The sequence below is a fragment of the Bacillus proteolyticus genome (assembly GCF_001884065.1).
Classification (GTDB): domain Bacteria; phylum Bacillota; class Bacilli; order Bacillales; family Bacillaceae_G; genus Bacillus_A; species Bacillus_A proteolyticus.
In genome coordinates this window covers 113,181-135,560 of sequence record NZ_MACH01000116.1, presented here as the reverse complement: position 1 = coordinate 135,560, position 22,380 = coordinate 113,181, and the positions used below count along the sequence as shown (strand labels likewise).

General features: G+C 37.6%; 23 protein-coding genes. All 23 read left to right on the top strand.

What is annotated here, in order from left to right; all coding sequences use genetic code 11:
* Positions 1–14: 14 nt before the first annotated feature.
* Positions 15–530 carry a ribosome maturation factor RimM gene (gene rimM / locus BAQ49_RS20175; RefSeq protein ID WP_071746794.1) on the top strand — a complete coding sequence of 172 codons (516 nt, stop codon included), beginning with the start codon at positions 15–17 and terminating at the stop codon, positions 528–530.
* Positions 530–1,264, top strand: coding sequence for a tRNA (guanosine(37)-N1)-methyltransferase TrmD (gene trmD, locus BAQ49_RS20170; protein ID WP_071746793.1), 735 nt, complete (start codon positions 530–532; stop codon positions 1,262–1,264). The genes rimM and trmD overlap by 1 nt, the downstream gene beginning before the upstream one ends.
* Positions 1,265–1,410: 146 nt before the next feature.
* On the top strand, positions 1,411–1,755 hold the full coding sequence (gene rplS / locus BAQ49_RS20165; protein WP_001186517.1) for a 50S ribosomal protein L19: 345 nt from the start codon (positions 1,411–1,413) through the stop codon (positions 1,753–1,755).
* A 101-nt stretch (positions 1,756–1,856) separates the two neighbouring features.
* Positions 1,857–2,408: a signal peptidase I gene (gene lepB / locus BAQ49_RS20160; RefSeq protein ID WP_071746792.1), complete on the top strand. Its 552-nt coding sequence runs from the start codon at positions 1,857–1,859 to the stop codon at positions 2,406–2,408.
* A 20-nt stretch (positions 2,409–2,428) separates the two neighbouring features.
* Positions 2,429–3,319 carry a ribosome biogenesis GTPase YlqF gene (gene ylqF, locus BAQ49_RS20155; protein ID WP_071746791.1) on the top strand — a complete coding sequence of 297 codons (891 nt, stop codon included), beginning with the start codon at positions 2,429–2,431 and terminating at the stop codon, positions 3,317–3,319.
* 56 nt (positions 3,320–3,375) lie between these two features.
* On the top strand, positions 3,376–4,143 hold the full coding sequence (locus BAQ49_RS20150; RefSeq protein ID WP_071746790.1) for a ribonuclease HII: 768 nt from the start codon (positions 3,376–3,378) through the stop codon (positions 4,141–4,143).
* Between the two features lie 200 nt (positions 4,144–4,343).
* Positions 4,344–5,504, top strand: coding sequence for an ADP-forming succinate--CoA ligase subunit beta (gene sucC, locus BAQ49_RS20145; protein ID WP_001020797.1), 1,161 nt, complete (start codon positions 4,344–4,346; stop codon positions 5,502–5,504).
* Positions 5,505–5,523: 19 nt separating this feature from the next.
* Positions 5,524–6,426 (top strand): succinate--CoA ligase subunit alpha, encoded by a 903-nt coding sequence (gene sucD, locus BAQ49_RS20140; RefSeq protein ID WP_000115185.1) that lies wholly within the window; start codon positions 5,524–5,526, stop codon positions 6,424–6,426.
* Positions 6,427–6,514: 88 nt separating this feature from the next.
* The gene (dprA, locus tag BAQ49_RS20135) at positions 6,515–7,384 is read left to right on the top strand and encodes a DNA-processing protein DprA (RefSeq protein WP_071746789.1); all 870 of its coding nucleotides are present in this window, start codon (positions 6,515–6,517) and stop codon (positions 7,382–7,384) included.
* A gap of 144 nt (positions 7,385–7,528) precedes the next feature.
* Positions 7,529–9,607, top strand: a complete 2,079-nt coding sequence (topA, locus tag BAQ49_RS20130) for a type I DNA topoisomerase (RefSeq protein ID WP_071746788.1) — start codon at positions 7,529–7,531, stop codon at positions 9,605–9,607.
* A 48-nt stretch (positions 9,608–9,655) separates the two neighbouring features.
* A complete protein-coding gene (gene trmFO / locus BAQ49_RS20125) occupies positions 9,656–10,960 on the top strand; it encodes an FADH(2)-oxidizing methylenetetrahydrofolate--tRNA-(uracil(54)-C(5))-methyltransferase TrmFO (RefSeq protein ID WP_071746787.1) in 1,305 nt (434 codons plus the stop codon).
* Positions 10,961–11,025: 65 nt separating this feature from the next.
* Complete coding sequence (gene xerC, locus BAQ49_RS20120; RefSeq protein ID WP_071746786.1) at positions 11,026–11,925, top strand: tyrosine recombinase XerC; 900 nt, start codon at positions 11,026–11,028, stop codon at positions 11,923–11,925.
* Positions 11,926–11,967: 42 nt separating this feature from the next.
* A complete protein-coding gene (hslV, locus tag BAQ49_RS20115) occupies positions 11,968–12,510 on the top strand; it encodes an ATP-dependent protease proteolytic subunit HslV (RefSeq protein WP_000526272.1) in 543 nt (180 codons plus the stop codon).
* A 22-nt stretch (positions 12,511–12,532) separates the two neighbouring features.
* Positions 12,533–13,924 carry an ATP-dependent protease ATPase subunit HslU gene (gene hslU, locus BAQ49_RS20110; protein ID WP_071746785.1) on the top strand — a complete coding sequence of 464 codons (1,392 nt, stop codon included), beginning with the start codon at positions 12,533–12,535 and terminating at the stop codon, positions 13,922–13,924.
* Between the two features lie 77 nt (positions 13,925–14,001).
* Positions 14,002–14,781 carry a GTP-sensing pleiotropic transcriptional regulator CodY gene (codY, locus tag BAQ49_RS20105; RefSeq protein ID WP_000421290.1) on the top strand — a complete coding sequence of 260 codons (780 nt, stop codon included), beginning with the start codon at positions 14,002–14,004 and terminating at the stop codon, positions 14,779–14,781.
* A gap of 352 nt (positions 14,782–15,133) precedes the next feature.
* Positions 15,134–15,835: a 30S ribosomal protein S2 gene (gene rpsB, locus BAQ49_RS20100; protein ID WP_000111485.1), complete on the top strand. Its 702-nt coding sequence runs from the start codon at positions 15,134–15,136 to the stop codon at positions 15,833–15,835.
* Between the two features lie 103 nt (positions 15,836–15,938).
* A complete protein-coding gene (gene tsf / locus BAQ49_RS20095; protein WP_001018584.1) occupies positions 15,939–16,826 on the top strand; it encodes a translation elongation factor Ts in 888 nt (295 codons plus the stop codon).
* Between the two features lie 66 nt (positions 16,827–16,892).
* Complete coding sequence (pyrH, locus tag BAQ49_RS20090) at positions 16,893–17,615, top strand: UMP kinase (protein ID WP_000042662.1); 723 nt, start codon at positions 16,893–16,895, stop codon at positions 17,613–17,615.
* Positions 17,616–17,617: 2 nt separating this feature from the next.
* Positions 17,618–18,175: a ribosome recycling factor gene (frr, locus tag BAQ49_RS20085; protein ID WP_000531504.1), complete on the top strand. Its 558-nt coding sequence runs from the start codon at positions 17,618–17,620 to the stop codon at positions 18,173–18,175.
* 85 nt (positions 18,176–18,260) lie between these two features.
* Positions 18,261–19,037, top strand: a complete 777-nt coding sequence (uppS, locus tag BAQ49_RS20080) for an undecaprenyl pyrophosphate synthase (protein WP_071746784.1) — start codon at positions 18,261–18,263, stop codon at positions 19,035–19,037.
* A 17-nt stretch (positions 19,038–19,054) separates the two neighbouring features.
* Positions 19,055–19,846 (top strand): phosphatidate cytidylyltransferase, encoded by a 792-nt coding sequence (gene cdsA, locus BAQ49_RS20075; RefSeq protein ID WP_071746783.1) that lies wholly within the window; start codon positions 19,055–19,057, stop codon positions 19,844–19,846.
* Positions 19,847–19,869: 23 nt separating this feature from the next.
* Entirely contained in the window at positions 19,870–21,012 is a 1,143-nt protein-coding gene (dxr, locus tag BAQ49_RS20070; protein WP_071746782.1) for a 1-deoxy-D-xylulose-5-phosphate reductoisomerase, read from the top strand.
* 17 nt (positions 21,013–21,029) lie between these two features.
* Positions 21,030–22,286, top strand: coding sequence for an RIP metalloprotease RseP (gene rseP / locus BAQ49_RS20065; protein WP_071746781.1), 1,257 nt, complete (start codon positions 21,030–21,032; stop codon positions 22,284–22,286).
* Positions 22,287–22,380 lie beyond the last annotated feature (94 nt).

The following is a 22,380-nucleotide window of genomic DNA, read 5'->3' as shown; positions in this document are numbered from 1 at the left end:
GTGACATACTATTTATGACAAAATGGTTTAACGTAGGGAAAATTGTAAATACTCATGGCGTAAGAGGAGAAATTCGTGTAATTTCTCGTACTGATTTTCCAGAAGAGCGATATAAAGTAGGAAACACGTTATACATATGTAATGAGAAAGACACAGACTATCTTCCAGTGAAGGTAACTTCTCATCGTCAACATAAGACATTTGATTTATTAACACTTGAAGGATACAACAATGTAGATGAAGTAGAGAAGTTGAAAGGTTCTTTAATAAAAGTACCAGAAGAGCAGTTAGGCGAACTAGCTGAAGGTGAATACTACTATCATGAAATTATTGGTTGTAGTGTTGTAACGGAAGAAGGAGAAGCGTTAGGAACGATCAAAGAGATCTTATCTCCTGGTGCGAATGATGTATGGGTGATTAAACGTCCAAAAGGTCAAGATCTTTTAATTCCTTATATTGATGACGTTGTGCTTCAAGTTAATATTGAGAATAAATTAGTAACCATTCATGTAATGGAAGGATTGCTATAATGAAGATTGACATTTTAACATTGTTTCCAGATATGTTTACAGGTGTGTTTGGGTCTTCAATTTTAAAGAAAGCACAAGAAAAAGAAGCGGTAGAGCTTCGTGTTGTCAATTTCCGTGATTATACAACTAGTAAGCATAATAGTGTAGATGATTATCCGTATGGTGGGGGCGCTGGGATGGTATTAACCCCTCAGCCTATCTTTGATGCGGTGGAAGAGTTAACGAAGGAAACAGACCGTAAACCGAGAATCGTCTTAATGTGTCCACAAGGAGAGCGTTTTACGCAGAGGAAGGCAGAAGAGCTTGCTGAAGAAGAGCATGTTATTTTTGTATGTGGCCATTATGAAGGGTACGATGAACGAGTTCGTGAACATCTTGTAACAGATGAGATTTCTATTGGTGATTACGTATTGACGGGTGGAGAACTAGCCTCAATGGTGATTACTGATAGTGTTGTACGTCTCCTGCCAGGAGTACTAGGGAATCAAACGTCACAAGTGGAAGATTCTTTTAGCACAGGTTTGTTAGAACACCCACATTATACACGTCCTGCTGATTTCCGTGGTATGAAGGTACCGGATGTATTAATGTCAGGAAATCATAAAAACATTGATGAATGGCGCCATAAAGAATCCTTGCGTCGTACGTATACGCGTAGACCAGATTTACTAGAAGAGCGAGAATTATCTAAGCAGGAAGAGAAATGGCTGGAGCAAATTAAAAAAGACCAATAAGGGCTTGATATATTTTCTGTTGCAACAGTCCTAGCAATATGCTATTATAACATTTGTGCTACTGAAATCAGTAGCCGTATTAACGATGTTCCGCTGTAATTTATTAAGACTTTATAAGAGCATCTGTTTAAAGGAGAGAATTTAATATGCAACAATTAATCGCAGAAATTACAAAAGGCCAATTAAAAACTGACCTTCCTTCATTCCGTCCTGGAGACACTTTACGTGTACACGTAAAAGTAGTTGAGGGAACTCGTGAAAGAATTCAGCTTTTCGAAGGTGTTGTAATCAAACGTCGTGGTGGCGGAATCAGTGAAACATTCACAGTTCGTAAGATTTCTTACGGCGTAGGTGTTGAGCGTACATTCCCAGTTCACACGCCAAGAATCGCGAACATCGAAGTACTTCGCCGTGGTAAAGTACGTCGTGCTAAGTTATACTACTTACGTAACCTTCGCGGTAAAAAAGCACGTATTAAAGAAATTCGATAAGACATGTATGGGAGCTTGTAAATGCGCAAGCTCCCTTTTTCCAATCTATATAAAATTTTGATATAATACGAGCAGCTTACATAACTGTGGAGGGGAAATGCATGAAGAAAGAAAAGAGTTCACTTTGGGAATGGATCAAAGCAATTTTGATTGCAGTTGTATTAGCGGGCGTTATTAGACAGTTTTTCTTTGCGCCAATTCTCGTAGATGGTGTATCGATGTCACCAACTTTACATGATCGTGATCGAATGATTGTTAATAAAATAGGTTATCACATAGGTGATCCGAAGCGCTTTGATATTATTGTATTTCGAGCGACGGAAGAAAAAGATTATATTAAGCGTATTATCGGCCTACCAGGCGATGAAATCGAATATCGTAATGATAAACTATACGTTAATGGAAAAGCTTATGAGGAGCCGTACTTAGACAAACAAAAAAAACAAATTTCTGACGGACCGCTTACATATGATTTTACTCTGGAAGAAATGACTGGAAAGAAAACTGTCCCAGAAGGTCAATTATTTGTTTTAGGTGATAATCGCCGTTTTAGTAAAGATAGCCGGACAATTGGTACAATTTCAGTGGACCAAGTAATTGGTAATGCAAATATGTTATATTGGCCGTTAAAAGATGCACGTATTGTGAAATAACAGAAAAAGAAGGTGGCAACATGGCAATTCAATGGTTCCCAGGGCATATGGCAAAGGCTAGACGCCAAGTAACAGAAAAATTAAAGTTAATCGATGTTGTAATTGAGCTTGTAGATGCTCGATTACCTTTATCTTCTCGAAATCCGATGATTGATGAAATTATTACACATAAACCGAGGCTGGTTGTTTTAAATAAGGCGGATATGGCAGATGATCGTTTAACGAAACAATGGATTGCATATTTTAAAGAAAAGGGCCATAAGGCAATTTCAATTAATGCGCAAGCTGGACAAGGTATGAAAGAAATTGCAGCAGCTTGTAAAATCCTTGTTAAAGAAAAATTCGATAAAATGGTTGCTAAAGGTATTAGACCGAGAGCGATTCGTGCTTTAATTGTAGGTATTCCAAATGTTGGTAAATCCACTTTGATTAATAAATTAGCGAAGAAAAATATCGCGAAAACAGGAGATCGTCCTGGAGTAACTACAGCTCAGCAGTGGATTAAAGTTGGAAAAGAAATGGAGCTACTTGATACACCAGGTATTTTGTGGCCTAAATTTGAAGATCAATTAGTTGGTTTACGTCTAGCTACGACTGGTGCAATTAAAGACTCTATTTTAAATCTACAAGATGTAGCTGTTTATGCATTACGCTTTATGGAGAAACATTATCCAGAACGATTAAAAGAGCGATATAATTTAAATGACATTCCAGAAGATATTGTGGAGTTATTTGATGCAATCGGAAAAAACAGAGGTTGCCTAATGGGTGGCGGCATGATTGATTATGATAAAACATCTGAACTTGTACTTCGTGAGCTTCGTGGTGGTAAACTTGGAAAAATGACGTTTGAAACACCAGAAGAGTTTGCAGAGCAGGTAGAAGATGTGGAAAAAGCAGAAGAAATATAAGACGTGCGTTTGTGCGTCTTTTCTTTTTGGATACGTTTAAAAAGGAGTATAGATAGATGCAAAAAATAACTATACAAGAAGCCGAATGTTTGCTACAAGAAATTATAAATGAAGAAGATGAGCGTTTTCAAATGTTAGTGAAAGACGAGAGAAAAGGTGTTCAAAAATTAATTTTGAAGTGGTATAAACAAAAAGAGTTGGCACACAAGGAAAAAGAGAAATTTCTAGAAATGTCTAAGTATGAACATGCTTTGCGTGAAAAAGGAATCACGTATATTGCGGGCATTGATGAAGTGGGACGAGGACCGTTAGCTGGACCTGTTGTGACAGCTGCTGTGGTCCTTCCGGAAGAATTTTATATTCCAGGATTAAATGACTCGAAAAAGTTGAGTGAAGCGAAACGAGAGCGTTTTTATGATGAAATTAAAGAGCATGCGATTGCAATTGGAGTTGGAATTGTATCACCACAAATTATTGATGAAATCAATATTTATCAAGCAACAAAGCAAGCGATGTTAGATGCAGTTGCTAATTTATCATGTACACCAGAATATTTATTAATCGATGCGATGAAGTTGCCTACATCAATTCCGCAAACATCAATCATTAAAGGTGATGCGAAAAGTATATCTATTTCAGCTGCATCTATTATTGCGAAAGTGACAAGGGATCGTATGATGAAAGAGTTAGGAAAAAAGTATCCTGCATATGGATTTGAACAACATATGGGGTATGGGACGAAACAGCATTTAGAAGCGATTGAATTACATGGAGTGTTAGAGGAACATCGGAAATCATTTGCGCCAATTAAAGATATGATTTAAAAATAAGCTGTGAATATACAGCTTATTTTTTTATTTTGGTATATGAACATTATTATTTTCAAAAAAGAATAAAGCGATTTCAGTTTTCTGACACTTTATTGTAGACAGCGTGCCAATCATCTTATACAATGGCAATGTAATGTTTTTTAAACATTAAAAAACTTTTCGAGTAAAACAGGAAAACAGGGGAGGATGGGACCATGAATATCCATGAGTACCAAGGTAAGGCAGTCCTTAGAAGCTATGGGGTTAGCGTTCCGAACGGGAAGGTTGCATTTACAGTAGAAGAAGCTGTAGAAGCAGCTAAAGAATTAGGAACGGAAGTATGTGTAGTTAAAGCACAAATTCACGCTGGTGGACGCGGCAAAGCTGGCGGAGTAAAAGTTGCGAAAAATTTAGAAGAAGTTCGTACATATGCAGAAAGCATTTTAGGAACTACACTTGTGACGCATCAAACAGGTCCTGAAGGTAAGGAAGTAAAACGCTTACTTATCGAAGAAGGTTGCGATATTAAAAAAGAATATTATGTAGGTCTTGTATTAGATCGTGCAACTTCTCAAGTTGTTTTAATGGCATCTGAAGAAGGTGGAACAGAAATTGAAGAAGTAGCAGAAAAAACACCTGAAAAAATCTTTAAAGAATATATTGATCCAGCAGTAGGTTTACAAGGTTTCCAAGCACGTCGAATCGCGTTTAACATCAATATTCCAAAAGAGCTTGTAGGACAAGCTGTGAAGTTTATGATGGGCTTATATAGTGCGTTTATCGAAAAAGATTGCTCTATCGCTGAGATTAATCCACTTGTTACAACAGGTGACGGTAAAGTTATGGCTTTAGATGCGAAATTAAACTTCGATTCTAATGCGTTATATCGCCATAAAGACATTTTAGAACTTCGTGATCTTGATGAAGAAGATTCAAAAGAAATTGAAGCTTCTAAATATGACTTAAACTACATTCCTTTAGATGGAAATATCGGTTGTATGGTTAATGGTGCAGGTTTAGCAATGGCTACAATGGATATCATTAAACATTACCATGGTGACCCAGCTAACTTCTTAGATGTTGGTGGCGGCGCAACAGCTGAAAAAGTTACAGAAGCATTCAAAATTATCCTTTCTGACAAAAATGTAAAAGGTATCTTCGTTAACATTTTTGGTGGCATTATGAAGTGTGATGTTATTGCAGAAGGTGTTATTGAAGCAACGAAGCAAGTAGGTCTTGAGTTACCTTTAGTTGTACGTCTTGAAGGTACAAACGTAGAGTTAGGTAAGAAGATTTTAAATGAGTCTGGCTTAAATATTGTTGCAGCAGAATCTATGGCAGACGGTGCACAAAAAATTGTTTCACTAGTGGGCTAATAGAAAGCGGGGGAGAAAAATGAGCGTATTAGTTAATAAAGATACAAAAGTTATTGTTCAAGGTATTACAGGTTCTCAAGGATTATTCCATACAAAACAAATGATTGAATACGGTACGAAAATTGTCGGTGGTGTAACGCCAGGTAAAGGTGGCACTGATATTGAAGGTGTACCAGTATTTGATACTGTAGAAGATGCAGTGAAAGCAACAGGCGCAAATGCTTCAGTTGTATACGTTCCACCCGCTTTTGCGGCTGATGCAATTATGGAAGCAGTTGATGCAAAGATTGATTTAGTAGTATGTATTACTGAAGGAATCCCTGTATTAGATATGGTAAATGTAAAGAGATATATGGCAGGTAAACATACACGTTTACTTGGACCAAACTGTCCTGGTGTCATTACACCTGATGAATGTAAAATTGGTATTATGCCAGGATACATTCATAAAAAAGGTCATGTGGGTATCGTATCTCGCTCTGGTACATTAACGTATGAAGCTGTACATCAGTTAACACAAGAAGGTATTGGCCAATCTACTGCTGTAGGTATCGGTGGGGACCCTGTTAACGGTACAGACTTTATTGATGCGTTAAAAGCATTTAATGAAGATGAAGAAACACATGCTGTAATTATGATTGGTGAAATCGGCGGTACGGCAGAAGAAGAAGCAGCTGAGTGGGTAAAAGCTAATATGACAAAACCAGTTGTCGGCTTCATTGGTGGCCAAACTGCGCCTGAAGGCAAACGTATGGGCCATGCCGGTGCAATCATTTCTGGCGGTAAAGGAACTGCTGCGGAAAAGATTAAAACAATGGAAGCTTGTGGTATTAAAGTTGCTGAAACGCCAGCTGTTATGGGTGAAACATTAATCTCTGTTTTAAAAGAAAAGGGATTATTTGAAACTTGTAAAAACTATTAATCTTTTTGAAAGACACCTTCTTGTTTGAGGGTGTCTTTTTACACTTTTCCTGTTTACATAATAAAAATTATGGGTAAGGAGAATTAAGATGAAAAGAGAACGATTATTGCACCTACATTACGTGTTGGCGGATCATTGGAAAGCGATGGAGAGGATACTATATGTTGATCCGGAATTGAATAGGATGTACACTTTTAGTGCAGAGCAATTTGAATATTACGCTGGAATATCTTCGAAAAAATCTTCAGAACTAGTAAATTTTCTTCAGAATGCAAGTCTCCCACAATATATCTCCTATTTAGAAAAAAATCGAATGTTTTATATGACTATATGGGATGAGGATTATCCAAAATTATTGCGAGAAATACAAGATCCTCCTTTTGTTTTATATGGAAAAGGGGAGAGGGATTTTCTTAGTAAAGTAAATAAATTAGCGATTGTTGGGACGAGAGATCCGTCTTTATACGGAAAGAAGAGTATGAAATTTATTTTACACCCTTTACTTGAAAAGGAGTGGCTTATTGTTAGTGGGTTTGCAAAAGGGATAGATAAGATTGCTCACGAAGTCACAGTAAGTCAGCATTGCCCGACTATTGCAATCTTAGGACATGGATTATCTTATATGTATCCGAAAGAGAATAGACGGTTATATGACACGTGGAAAGACTATATATTGTTATTGACAGAGTATCCGCCGCATTATGCACCGAAAAAATGGTATTTTCCAAAAAGAAATCGAATTATTAGTGGAATAAGTAAAGGGGTTTTAGTTGTAGAAGCAAAATCAAGAAGTGGATCACTTATTACTGCAGACCTTGCATTAGAGCAAAATAGAGAGGTATTTGCCCTTCCTGGACCAATATTTATAGATAGTGCATCAGGAACGAATTATCTTATTCAACAAGGTGCAAAATTAGTACGAAATGCAGAGGATATCCTGGAGGAAATTATAAATTAGCCATATATTTTTATGTTTTTATTAAACAATTATTGACAAATGGTAGATTGTCACTGTATGGTATATTCATTCTTGATTGACAAAAACAAGAGAAATCAATAAGATTGATGAAGACTTGAATCCACCTCTTAAGGAGGCACTAGCATGTCAGATTACCTCGTAATCGTGGAGTCGCCTTCTAAGGCGAAGACCATTGAGAAATATTTAGGGAAAAAATACAAAGTCGTTGCGTCCATGGGACATGTTCGCGATTTACCTAAAAGCCAAATGGGGATAGAAGTAAAGAATAACTTCACCCCGAAGTATATTACCATTCGTGGTAAAGGTCCCGTTTTAAAAGATTTAAAATCAGCGGCAAAAAAAGCAAAGAAAGTCTATCTCGCGGCCGATCCAGACCGCGAAGGGGAAGCAATTGCTTGGCATTTAGCAAATACGTTAAATGTGGACGTTGAATCAGATTGCCGAGTGGTATTTAATGAGATTACAAAAGATGCAATAAAAGAATCATTTAAACATCCTCGGGCAATTAATATGGATTTAGTAGATGCGCAACAAGCAAGGCGTATACTCGATCGTCTTGTTGGTTACAATATTAGTCCTTTATTATGGAAGAAAGTAAAAAAAGGATTAAGTGCAGGACGCGTACAATCTGTAGCAGTTCGTTTAATTATCGAACGTGAAAGAGAAATTCAAAACTTTGAACCTGAAGAATTCTGGACAATTAAAACAGAATTTGTGAAAGGTAAAGACACATTTGAAGCAAGCTTTTACGGTGTAGATGGTGAAAAAGTTCAATTAACGAACGAAGAACAAGTGAACGAAATAATCGAAAAGATGAAAGATAATGCGTTTTCGGTTGAAAATGTAACGCGAAAAGAGCGGAAGCGTAATCCAGCATTACCGTTTACAACATCTTCCTTGCAACAAGAAGCCGCACGTAAATTAAATATGCGAGCAAAGAAAACAATGATGCTTGCACAGCAATTGTATGAAGGGATAGATCTTGGAAAACAAGGGACTGTAGGTCTTATTACGTATATGAGAACCGATTCAACAAGGATCTCAGAAACAGCTCAAACAGAGGCTCGTACTTATATTACAGAGTCGTTTGGTGCGGAATACATAGGGACAGAGAAGAAGAAAGAAACGAAAAAGTCGAATGCACAAGATGCGCATGAGGCGATTCGTCCTACTTCGGTAATGAGAAAGCCAGAGGAACTAAAAAGTTTCTTAGGTCGTGATCAATTACGTTTGTATAAACTGATTTGGGAGCGATTTGTTGCAAGTCAAATGGCATCTGCTATAATGGATACTGTTACAGCGAGACTCATTAATAATAATGTTCAGTTCCGTGCAAGTGGATCGCTTGTAAAGTTCCCAGGATTTATGAAAGTGTATGTAGAGTCGAAAGATGATGGTGCGGAAGAAAAAGATAAAATGTTGCCACCTTTAGAAGTAGGGGAAACTGTATTTTCAAAAGATATAGAACCGAAGCAACATTACACACAGCCTCCGCCGCGTTATACAGAGGCTCGTCTAGTAAGGACACTTGAAGAGCTTGGAATTGGGAGACCGTCTACTTATGTACCGACACTTGAAACAATCCAAAAACGAGGATACGTTGGTTTAGATAATAAACGCTTCGTTCCGACTGAGCTTGGTGGAATAGTAATCGAACTTATTTTAGAGTTTTTCCCAGAAATTATTAACATTGAATTTACTGCCAACATGGAGCAAAGCCTTGATGAAGTAGAAGAAGGAAATGCAAATTGGGTGAAAATTGTTGATGATTTCTACGTAGGATTTGAACCGCGCTTAGAAAAAGCGGAAAAAGAAATGCGTGAAGTGGAAATTAAAGATGAACCAGCTGGGGAAGACTGTGAATTATGTGAGCACCCAATGGTCTTTAAAATGGGTAAATACGGGAAGTTTATGGCATGTTCGAATTTCCCAGATTGTCGTAATACAAAGCCGATTGTGAAAGAAATTGGTGTTACTTGTCCGAAGTGTGATAAAGGACAAATTATTGAACGTCGAAGTAATAAAAAGAAACGTCTTTTCTATGGGTGCGGTACGTATCCAGAGTGTGACTTTGTATCTTGGGATAAGCCAATTGGCCGTAAATGTCCGAAGTGCGAAGGTATGCTTGTAGAGAAGAAGTTGAAAAAAGGCGTGCAAGTACAATGTATTTCGTGTGATTATGAAGAAGAACAACAAATGTGAGCGTAACTGCTCACATTTTTTTCGGGAAGAAAAGGAAAGGTGATATATATGACAACACAAGTAGTAAACGTCATTGGCGCAGGTCTTGCAGGAAGCGAAGCAGCTTACCAAATTGCAAAACGTGGTGTCCAAGTGAAATTATATGAAATGAGGCCGGTACGACAAACGCCAGCTCACCACACAGATAAATTTGCGGAACTAGTATGCAGTAACTCGCTTCGTGCGAATACATTAACGAATGCTGTTGGGGTTATTAAAGAAGAAATGCGCCTAATGGACTCTGTTATTATTCGTGCAGCTGATGAGTGTTCTGTACCAGCAGGAGGGGCTTTAGCTGTAGATCGTCATGAATTTGCAGCAAAAGTAACTGAGTATGTGAAAAATCATCCAAACGTAACTGTTATGAATGAAGAAATCACTGAAATTCCAGAAGGACCAACTATTATTGCGACAGGTCCACTTACGTCTCCTGATCTTTCTGCACAATTAAAAGAACTAACAGGTGAAGATTATTTCTATTTCTACGATGCAGCAGCACCAATCGTTGAAAAAGACAGCATTGATATGAACAAAGTATATTTAAAGTCTCGTTATGATAAAGGGGAAGCGGCATATTTAAACTGTCCGATGACAGAAGAAGAATTTGATCGTTTTTATGAAGCTTTAATTGCTGCTGAGACAGTACCTTTAAAAGAATTTGAAAAGGAAATTTTCTTTGAAGGTTGTATGCCAGTGGAAGTTATGGCAAGCAGAGGAAGACAGACGCTAGTATTTGGACCAATGAAACCTGTTGGATTAGAAGATCCGAAAACAGGGAAAACGCCATATGCTGTTGTTCAGTTACGTCAAGATGATGCAGCGGGAACGTTATACAATATTGTAGGTTTCCAAACGCATTTAAAGTGGGGACCACAAAAAGAAGTGTTACAGTTAATTCCAGGACTGGAGAACGCAGAAATTGTACGCTACGGTGTAATGCATCGTAATACGTTTATTAATTCACCTAACTTGCTTCGTCCAACATATCAATATAAACAACGTGATGATTTATTCTTCGCTGGTCAAATGACTGGAGTAGAGGGATATGTTGAATCGGCGGCGTCAGGATTACTAGCGGGTATTAACGCTGCTCGACTTGTGAAAGGTGAAGAACCGGTTGTGTTACCACCTGTAACTGCAATGGGAAGTATGGCGAATTATATTACTGCGACAAATGCGAAAAACTTCCAACCAATGAATGCAAACTTCGGTTTGTTTGCGCCGTTGGAGAAGAAAATTAAGAAGAAAGCAGAACGAAATGAAGCATATGCAACACGCGCTTTAGAAACAATTCAAAATTTTGTAAATATTTAGTTAAATTTCTTGCAAAGGCTACTAAGTTGTGATACGATTTAGTAGCCTTTATTGAGGTGAATTATGTGAATGTGAAGAAATTGTTACAATTATTCGTTGGATATTTACAAATTGAAAGAAATTATTCAAAATATACAATTGCAAGTTATCAAAATGATTTAGAACATTTTGTGCAATTTATGGAGCGAGAAGGCATATCCTCTTTTTTAGATGTTACATACGCGGATGTTCGTTTGTACTTAACAACGTTGCACGATGAAAAGTTAGCCCGTAAATCTGTCGCAAGAAAAGTATCAAGCTTACGAAGTTTATATCGTTTTTTGATGCGTGAAGGTTATCGGAAAGATAATCCGTTTGCACTTGCGTCACTCCCCAAAAAAGAATTGTCAATCCCAAAGTTTTTATATGCTGAAGAATTAGAGGAATTATTTGAAGTTTCTGATACGGAAACACCGCTAGGTCAAAGGAATCAAGCGTTATTAGAGTTGATGTATGCAACTGGGATCCGTGTGAGTGAATGTACCAATTTACAACTTACCGATATTGACTTCGCAGTGGGAACAATTTTAGTGATGGGAAAAGGAAAAAAACAAAGGTATATTCCGTTCGGAAGTTATGCACAAGATGCTTTAATTACTTATATAGAGAACGGGAGAAAACAGTTAGCTAACAAGACTGAAGAACACTCTCATATGGTATTTTTAAATGCGAAAGGTACGCCGCTAACAAGTCGGGGTGTACGTTATGTATTAAACGAACTCATTAAGAAGGCTTCATTGACAATGCGGATAAGTCCCCATATGTTAAGGCATACATTTGCTACACACATGTTAGATGAGGGGGCGGATTTACGTACTGTACAGGAGCTGTTAGGTCATGAAAATTTGTCGACGACACAAATTTATACGCATGTCTCTAAAGAAAGATTGCGTTCTGTTTACATGAAGCATCACCCGCGGGCATAAATTGCTATTAAAGCTATAAAAACATATAAAGGAGTTTTTTCTATGGGGAATTTCCACGCTACAACGATATTTGCAGTTCATCATAATGGAGAATGTGCAATGGCTGGAGATGGCCAGGTGACAATGGGAAATGCTGTTGTAATGAAACATACAGCTCGTAAAGTTCGCAAACTTTTCCAAGGTAAAGTTTTAGCTGGTTTTGCAGGTTCAGTTGCTGACGCATTTACTCTTTTTGAAATGTTTGAAGGAAAATTAGAAGAGTATAATGGCAACTTGCAGCGTGCTGCTGTTGAAATGGCAAAACAATGGCGTGGCGATAAAATGTTACGTCAGCTAGAAGCGATGCTCATTGTCATGGATAAAACAACTATGCTCCTTGTTTCAGGTACAGGAGAAGTGATTGAACCGGATGATGGTATTTTAGCAATTGGATCAGGTGGGAATTATGCACTTTCTGCAGGTCGTGCTTTAAAGCAATATGCAAGTGAACACTTAACAGCGAAACAAATTGCGAAAGCGAGTTTAGAGATTGCTGGAGATATTTGTGTTTATACGAATCACAACATAATTGTTGAAGAATTGTAGAATCGTAAGGGAGGCATTTTATATGCATTTACATTTTACTCCGCGCCAAATTGTGGAAAAATTAGATCAATACATCATCGGTCAAAAAGATGCAAAGAAAGCGGTTGCTGTAGCGTTGAGAAATCGATACCGTCGTAGTAAATTAGCTGAAAATTTACGTGATGAAATAGCACCTAAAAATATTTTGATGATTGGACCGACAGGTGTTGGGAAAACAGAGGTAGCACGACGAATGGCGAAACTCGTTGGAGCACCTTTTATTAAGGTTGAAGCTACGAAATTCACAGAAGTTGGATATGTGGGTAGAGATGTAGAGTCGATGGTACGTGACCTTGTGGAAACGTCAGTTCGCATCGTAAAAGAAGAAATGGTAGTGAAAGTTCAAGATAAAGCAGAAGAGCAAGCGAATCAACGTCTTGTTGAAATTTTAGTGCCGAGTCCGGAGAAGCAATCTGGATTTAAAAACCCGTTAGAAATGCTTTTTGGCGGTGCTCAAAATTCGAATCAAACATCTGATGCACAGGAAGATGCTGAAATCGAAAAGAAACGTCTAGACGTGGAAAGAAAACTTGCTGCAGGACTTCTTGAAGAAGAAATTGTATCGATTGAAGTGACTGAGCAACAGTCTTCAATGTTTGATATGTTACAAGGAACGGGTATGGAACAAATGGGTATGAATTTCCAAGATGCATTAGGAAGTTTTATGCCGAAAAAAACGAAAAAACGTAAACTTTCTGTAAAAGAAGCGAGAAAACTCTTGACAAATGAAGAGGCACAGCGCTTAATTGATATGGATGAAGTTACACAAGAGGCTGTTTATCGTGCTGAACAGCTCGGGATTATTTTTATCGATGAAATTGACAAAATTGCTGGTAAGCAGTCGAATAGCGTAGATGTATCACGTGAAGGTGTGCAACGTGACATTTTACCAATTGTAGAAGGGTCGAATGTTGCGACAAAATACGGATCAGTAAAAACGGATTATATTTTATTCGTTGCAGCTGGAGCGTTCCATATGTCTAAACCGTCGGATTTAATTCCGGAATTGCAAGGGAGATTTCCGATTCGAGTAGAATTAACAAAATTATCGACAGACGATTTTGTTAAAATATTAATCGAGCCTGACAATGCGTTAATTAAACAATATATGGCATTATTAGCGACTGAAGGTATAGAAATTGAATTTTCAGACGAAGCTATTCGTAAGATTGCTGAGATTGCTTATCAAGTTAATCAGGATACAGATAATATTGGAGCAAGAAGACTTCATACGATTATGGAGAAACTCCTTGAAGATTTATCGTTTGAAGCATCTGAAATTACGTTAGAGAAAATAACGATAACACCTCAATACGTTGAGGAGAAATTAGCAACAATTGCTAAAAATAAAGATGTGAGCCAGTTTATTTTGTAATAGTGTCATCAGGTGACTCGCCCTAGTTTCCAAGTGATGAAAAAATATGTAAGTAACATGTAGGAGGAACTTTTGAAATGGAATTATTAGCAAAAACGAGAAAATTAAATGCGTTATTACAGAGCGCAGCAGGGAAGCCTGTAAACTTTAGAGAAATGTCTGACACAATGTGTGAAGTAATTGAAGCAAACGTGTTCGTTGTAAGTCGTCGTGGTAAATTACTAGGTTATGCAATTCACCAACAAATCGAAAACGAGCGTATGAAACAAATGCTTGCAGAGCGTCAGTTCCCAGAAGAATATACACAAAGCTTATTCAACATTACAGAAACATCTTCAAACTTAGATGTGAACAGTGCTTATACAGCATTCCCGGTAGAAAACAGAGAATTATTCGGTCAAGGTTTAACTACAATCGTACCAATCGTTGGTGGCGGTGAGCGTCTAGGTACATTAGTATTAGCTCGTCTTGGTCAAGAGTTCTTAGATGATGATTTAATCCTTGCTGAGTACAGCTCAACTGTTGTAGGTATGGAAATCTTACGTGAAAAAGCAGAAGAAATCGAAGAGGAAGCACGTAGTAAAGCTGTTGTTCAAATGGCGATCAGCTCATTATCTTACAGTGAGTTAGAAGCAATTGAGCACATCTTCGAAGAATTAAATGGAACAGAAGGTTTACTTGTTGCAAGTAAAATTGCTGATCGCGTAGGAATTACTCGTTCTGTAATCGTAAATGCACTACGTAAATTAGAAAGTGCTGGTGTTATTGAGTCTCGTTCTTTAGGTATGAAAGGAACATACATTAAAGTGCTAAACGACAAGTTTCTACAGGAACTTGCTAAATTAAAAACAAACTAATTTATATAAAAACTCTCCTCGGTTGAGGAGAGTTTTTTGTTTTTTTAAGAGAATGATTTTGCTTACGTAAGGCGTCATGACAACGTTCATTAGAAAACTATTAATTAACCTTCACCGCCTTGCTTAAAGGAAGTGAAGGTTGGGAATACTAGAATTCGAGCGTGAAAAAAAGAAAGTTTTACATTGTTCGCATTTTCGACTTGATTGTAATATTTCAGTATGATATAGTAAGCAGTGGTGTCAGTACAAAGTACACACGTTTACTGATTTAAGTGTTGGTGCTACGTTTGTAGTTTCGCTTAGAGTTGAAGTAAACGGAGGATATCAAAAACCATTTAGGAGGAACTAAATTATGTCAGTAATTTCTATGAAGCAATTGCTTGAAGCTGGTGTTCATTTCGGACATCAAACTCGTCGTTGGAACCCAAAAATGAAGCGTTACATTTTCACAGAGCGTAACGGTATCTACATCATCGACTTACAAAAAACTGTGAAAAAAGTTGAGGAAGCTTACAGAACGATGCGTGACATCGCTGCTGAAGGTGGAGACATCTTATTCGTAGGTACTAAAAAACAAGCACAAGAAGCTATTAAAGAAGAAGCAACTCGTGCTGGTATGTACTTCGTTAACCAACGTTGGTTAGGTGGAACTTTAACAAACTTCCAAACAATCCAAAAGCGTATCAAGCGTCTTAAAGACATCGAAAGAATGCAAGAAGATGGTACTTTCGAAGTACTTCCTAAGAAAGAAGTTGTTCAACTTAAAAAAGAGTTAGAGCGTCTTGAGAAATTCTTAGGCGGTATTAAAGATATGAAAGGTCTTCCAAGTGCATTATTCGTAGTAGACCCTCGTAAAGAGCGTATTGCAGTTGCTGAAGCACGCAAATTACACATTCCAATCATCGGTATCGTTGATACAAACTGTGATCCAGACGAAATCGATCACGTTATCCCAGCAAACGATGATGCAATTCGTGCTGTAAAACTTCTTACATCTAAAATGGCAGACGCGATCCTTGAAGCAAAACAAGGTGAAGAAACTGTTACTGCGTAACAAATTTGGAAAGGTGATAAGGGGTTCGGCCTTTTATCACCTTTTTTAAGGTATAAACACCTTTTTAAAAGGTATAAATACATATTTTAGGAGGATGAAAAACATGGCAATCACTGCACAAATGGTAAAAGAACTTCGTGAAAAAACAGGCGCAGGTATGATGGACTGCAAAAAAGCTTTAACTGAAACTAATGGCGACATGGAGAAAGCAATTGACTTCTTACGTGAAAAAGGTATTGCGAAAGCTGCTAAAAAAGCAGACCGTATCGCTGCTGAAGGTTTAACTTTCATCGAAACAAACGGTAACGAAGGTTTAATCTTAGAATTAAACTCTGAAACTGATTTCGTTGCGAAAAACGAAGGTTTCCAAGCATTAATTAAAGAATTAGCTGCTCACTTATTAGCTAACAAACCAGCTAACATTGAAGAAGCTATGGCTCAAACAATCGAAGGCGGCAAAACAGTAGAAGAGCACATCAACGAAGCAATCGCTAAAATTGGTGAAAAACTTACACTTCGTCGTTTCGAAATCGTATCAAAAACTGATGCTGATGCATTTGGCGCTTACCTACACATGGGTGGACGTATTGGTGTATTAACAGTTCTTGAAGGTTCTACTGACGAAGCAGCTGCTAAAGATGTAGCAATGCACATCGCAGCAGTTAACCCTAAATACATCGACCGCGATGCTGTAACAGCTGAAGAAGTTGAGCATGAGCGTCAAGTATTAACACAACAAGCTTTAAACGAAGGCAAGCCTGAAAAAATCGTTGCAAAAATGGTTGAAGGCCGTCTTGGCAAATTCTTCGAAGAAATTTGCTTACTTGACCAAGCGTTCGTTAAAAACCCTGATATGAAAGTTCGTCAGTTCGTTGAGTCTAAAGGCGGAACATTAAAAGGATTCGTTCGCTACGCTGTTGGTGAAGGTATCGAAAAACGCGAAGACAACTTTGCTGAAGAAGTAATGAACCAAGTAAAAGGTAGCAACTAATACAGATTAGGGAACACTTTGTGTTCCCTTTTTTAAAATAAAGATGTAAGCAATTGGAGGTTCATTATGAGTAAACCGAAATATAATCGTGTCGTATTAAAGCTAAGCGGAGAAGCGTTAGCTGGCGAACAAGGATTTGGAATTAACCCAGCTGTTATTAAATCAGTTGCAGAACAAGTGAAGGAAATTGCAGAACTTGATGTAGAAGTTGCTGTTGTTGTTGGTGGCGGAAACATTTGGCGTGGAAAAATCGGAAGTGAAATGGGAATGGATCGTGCTGGAGCAGATTACATGGGTATGTTAGCAACAGTTATGAACTCATTAGCTCTTCAAGATAGCTTAGAGAACATTGGTATTCAAACTCGTGTCCAAACTTCAATCGAAATGCGTCAGGTTGCAGAGCCTTACATTCGTCGTAAAGCGATTCGTCACTTAGAGAAAAAACGTGTTGTGATCTTTGCCGCAGGTACAGGTAATCCGTACTTCTCTACAGACACAACGGCAGCATTACGTGCAGCGGAAATCGAAGCGGACGTTATTTTAATGGCGAAAAATAATGTGGATGGCGTATATAGTGCGGATCCATCTATTGACCCAACAGCTACAAAATACGAAACACTTACTTACTTAGATGTATTAAAAGAAGGTTTAGGTGTAATGGATTCTACAGCTTCTTCTTTATGTATGGATAACGATATTCCATTAATTGTATTCTCGGTTATGGAAAAAGGTAACATTAAACGTGCCGTTTTAGGCGAAAATATTGGAACAGTTGTAAGGGGGAAATAAATATGGGACAACAAGTATTGAAGTCTTCAAATGAAAAAATGGAAAAAGCAGTTGCAGCGTATTCTCGTGAATTAGCAACAGTTCGCGCTGGTCGTGCAAGCTCATCTGTATTAGATAAGGTACAAGTTGATTACTACGGTGCACCAACACCAGTTGTGCAATTAGCGAACATCACAGTTCCAGAAGCACGTTTACTTGTAATTCAGCCTTATGATAAAACTTCTATCGGTGATATCGAAAAAGCAATTTTAAAAGCAGATTTAGGCTTAAATCCTTCTAATGATGGAACTGTAATTCGTATTGCATTCCCTGCATTAACAGAAGAGCGTCGTCGTGATCTTGTTAAAGTTGTGAAAAAATATGCTGAAGAAGCAAAAGTAGCTGTTCGTAACGTACGTCGTGATGGTAATGACGATCTTAAGAAGCTTGAAAAAGCTGGAGATATTACAGAAGATGATTTAAGAGGATATACTGAAGATATCCAAAAAGAAACAGACAAATATATTGCAAAAGTTGACGAAATCGCAAAAAACAAAGAAAAAGAAATCATGGAAGTGTAATAGCGATAACTTCGCAAATATGACCCTCTTCTTAAGGGGGTCTTTTTACACTTTTAGGCATACGTCTGCTTGTTGGAGGGTATGAATGATGTTTAAAAAGTTTCCTTTTTTTAAAGGTAAAAAGGTCACATCGTTTGATCATCTCATTGAAGAAGTGAAAAAAGGATATATCCCAGAACATATTGCCATCATTATGGATGGTAATGGAAGATGGGCAAAGAGGAGAGCGATGCCTCGCATTGCTGGACATCATGAAGGCATGCAAGTTGTGAAAAAAATAACAAAATTTGCAAGTAAGCTTGGTGTGAAAGTATTAACTCTTTATGCTTTTTCGACTGAGAACTGGAAAAGACCGAAAAAGGAAGTTGATTATTTGATGAAGCTTCCAGAGGAATTTCTAGGTACATTTTTGCCAGAATTAATTGAAGAAAACGTACAAGTCCGAGTAATAGGGCAACAAGATCGTCTTCCTACGCATACGCGCAGAGCGATGGAAAAAGCCATGGAAGATACGAAAGAGAATACGGGATTAATTCTTAATTTCGCGTTAAACTATGGAAGTCGAGATGAAATCGTTTCTGCTGTGCAACATATGATGAAAGATAGTGAGGAAGGGAAAATTCGTGCTGAAGAAATAAGTGAAGAAATGATTTCTTCTTACTTAATGACGAATTCTTTACCTGATCCAGAGTTGTTAATCCGTACAAGCGGAGAGCTACGTATTAGTAATTTCATGTTATGGCAAATTGCTTATTCGGAATTTTGGTTTACAGATGTGTATTGGCCAGATTTTACCGAAGAACATTTGCTAAATGCGATTACAGATTTTCAGCATAGAGGGCGCAGGTTCGGAGGCGTGTAGAAAGAGAGGGTTTGGTAGTGAAACAGAGAATTATTACTGGAGTGATTGCTGCCGCGCTATTCATTCCCATCGTAATTTACGGTGGCGTGCCTTTTACGGTTTTAGTGTATGCACTTGCTTCTATAGGTTTATATGAATTAATTCGTATGAATAAGCTTACGATTATTTCAGTACCAACAGTTTTAGCTGCAATATTATTGTGGATTATTTTAATCCCAAGTAGTGCATCAGAACTGTTTACGTGGATTGGATTAGGTAAATTAGAAATCACATTTGTGATTGTTTTATTACTTTTATCATATACAGTCCTTTCTAAGAATACATTTACTTTTGATAATGCTTCCTTTTTACTAATGGCAACGACATATGTGGCAATGGGATTCTTATATTTAAATGAAACGAGAATATTAGGAATTAAATATGTGTTTTGCGCATTATTTGTTATATGGGCTACTGATTCAGGCGCATATTTCGTAGGGAAAGCAGTAGGAAAGAGAAAATTGTGGCCGGAAATTAGTCCAAATAAAACGATTGAAGGTTCATTAGGCGGAATCGTTTGTGGAATTGTTGTTGCACTTGTGTACAATATGTTCTTCCCGGTTGAAGCGAATGTAGGGATTTTAATCGTTCTGACGATTATCATTTCTATTTTTGGACAAATTGGTGATTTAGTGCAATCTGCATTTAAGCGCCATTATGGTGTAAAGGATTCAGGTACAATTTTACCTGGACATGGTGGAATATTAGATCGAACAGATAGTTGGTTATTTGTTTTACCAATTCTCTATTTTTTATTACAATATAATTAATAAATGAACGAGGGGTTGGAGTCATGAAAAACATAAGTTTATTAGGTGCAAGCGGATCAATCGGTACACAAACTTTAGATGTATTACGCTCGCACCCAGACCAATTCCGTCTCGTTGCTTTTTCTGTAGGGAAAAACATTGACTACGCAGTAAAGGTAATTCAAGAATTTTCTCCGCAAATCGTCTCTGTGCAAAGAGAAGAAGATGTTTTAAAATTACAAGCTGTTTCTGGTAATACAAAAATTGTATATGGTAGTGAAGGGCTTTTAGAAGTAGCATTACATCCAGATGCGGAGATTGTAGTAAATGCTGTTGTAGGTAGTGTAGGGTTGTTACCAACACTGCGTGCAATTGAGGCGAAAAAAACAATTGGAATTGCAAACAAAGAAACGTTAGTAACTGCAGGGCATCTTGTAATGGAAGCGGCACGAAAACATAACGTTTCGTTACTTCCAGTAGATAGTGAACATTCAGCTATTTTTCAATGCTTGAATGGTGAAAATGAAAAAAGAATTTCTCGACTCATTATAACGGCTTCTGGTGGAAGTTTCCGTGATAAAACGAGGGATGAATTGCATCATGTGACCGTAGAAGATGCGCTTCGACATCCAAACTGGTCAATGGGTTCGAAAATTACAATTGATTCTGCTACAATGATGAATAAGGGACTAGAAGTAATTGAAGCACATTGGCTTTTTGGTATCCCTTACGAGCAAATTGATGTTGTTTTACATAAAGAAAGTATTATCCATTCTATGGTTGAATTTGAAGACCGTAGTGTAATGGCGCAGCTTGGCTCACCGGATATGCGAGTACCAATTCAATACGCACTTACATATCCTGACAGATTACCTCTTTCAGACACAAAACAGTTAAATTTATGGGAAATGGGAACATTGCATTTTGAGAAAATGAATCAAGAACGTTTCCGTTGCCTACGTTTTGCGTATGAAGCTGGGAAAGCAGGTGGAAGTATGCCAGCTGTAATGAATGCAGCCAATGAGATAGCTGTTGAAGCTTTTTTACAAAAGAGAATTGGTTTCTTAACAGTGGAAGACCTCATTGAAAAAGCAATGCACCATCACAATGTTATTGCACGACCGAGCTTAGAGGAAATTCTGGAAATTGATGCAGCCACAAGACGGTTTGTGATGGAACAAATTTAGCAAAGGTGGTTATGGAATTGAATACAGCGATTGCCTTTATATTAATTTTCGGTGCACTCGTATTTTTCCATGAGCTAGGACATCTATATTTCGCAAAAAGAGCAGGTATTTTATGCCGCGAGTTTGCAATTGGTTTTGGTCCGAAAATATTCTCATTTGAAAAGAATGAAACGGTGTATACGATTCGATTACTGCCCCTTGGTGGCTATGTAAGAATGGCTGGCGAGGATGCAGACACAGTTGAGTTAAAGCCCGGCAAAAAGGTTGGCCTTGTACTAAATGAAAAAGACGAAGTTGTGAAATTAGTTTTTGATGGGTATGAAAAGTATCCAAATGTTCGTGTCATTGAAGTCGAACAAGCTGATTTAGAGCATAATCTAACAATTTCGGGCTATGAAGAGTACGAGGAAGATCTTCAAACGTTCCGTGTGAATGAAAAGGCTCGTATTATTACTGCGGGAGAAGAAATTCAAATCGCTCCGTATAATAGACAATTTGGCTCAAAAAAACTGGGGCAACGCGCTTTAACAATCTTTGCGGGTCCTGCAATGAACTTCATTTTAGCATTTGTTATTTTTGTGATTCTTGGATTTGTACAAGGGGTTCCTATTGACAAGCCAATGGTCGGAAAAGTAATGGAGAATAGTGCTGCAGAGCAAGCTGGATTAAAAGAAAATGATACAATTCAAGCAATTGATGGGAAAAACACAAGTACATGGAAAGATGTTGTTACCATTGTACGTGCAAACCCGAATAAAGAAATTACGTTACACGTAAAGCGTGATAATGAACAGCTTAATGTGAAAGTAACGCCAACACTCGATAAAGATGGTAAAGAAGAAGTGGGTAGAATTGGTGTTTACACTCCAGTAGAGAAAACAGTAATGGGTTCTATTAAATCAGGTTTTGAACAAACATACCAATGGACAAAAATAATTTTTGAGTCGCTTGTGAAATTAGTAACTGGTCAATTCTCTATTAATGAGTTGTCAGGTCCAGTAGGAATTTATAATCTTACAGATCAAGTTGTAGATTATGGATTTACGCGTGTATTAAATTTAGCAGCAGTATTAAGTATTAACCTTGGTTTATTTAATTTATTACCAGTTCCAGCTTTAGACGGTGGACGTTTATTCTTCTTCTTAATTGAAGCGTTACGAGGGAAACCAATTGACCGTCAAAAAGAAGGAATGGTTCACTTTATTGGTTTTGCATTATTAATGTTATTAATGTTAGTTGTAACATGGAATGACATTCGTAAGTTTTTCTTGTAAAATAGAATGAAACTTATAATGAAATAGAGCTCGTAGAATGAAATCCCTCACCTAATTCGAGGTGAGGGGTTTTACTGCGTATAAGAGTAAAATG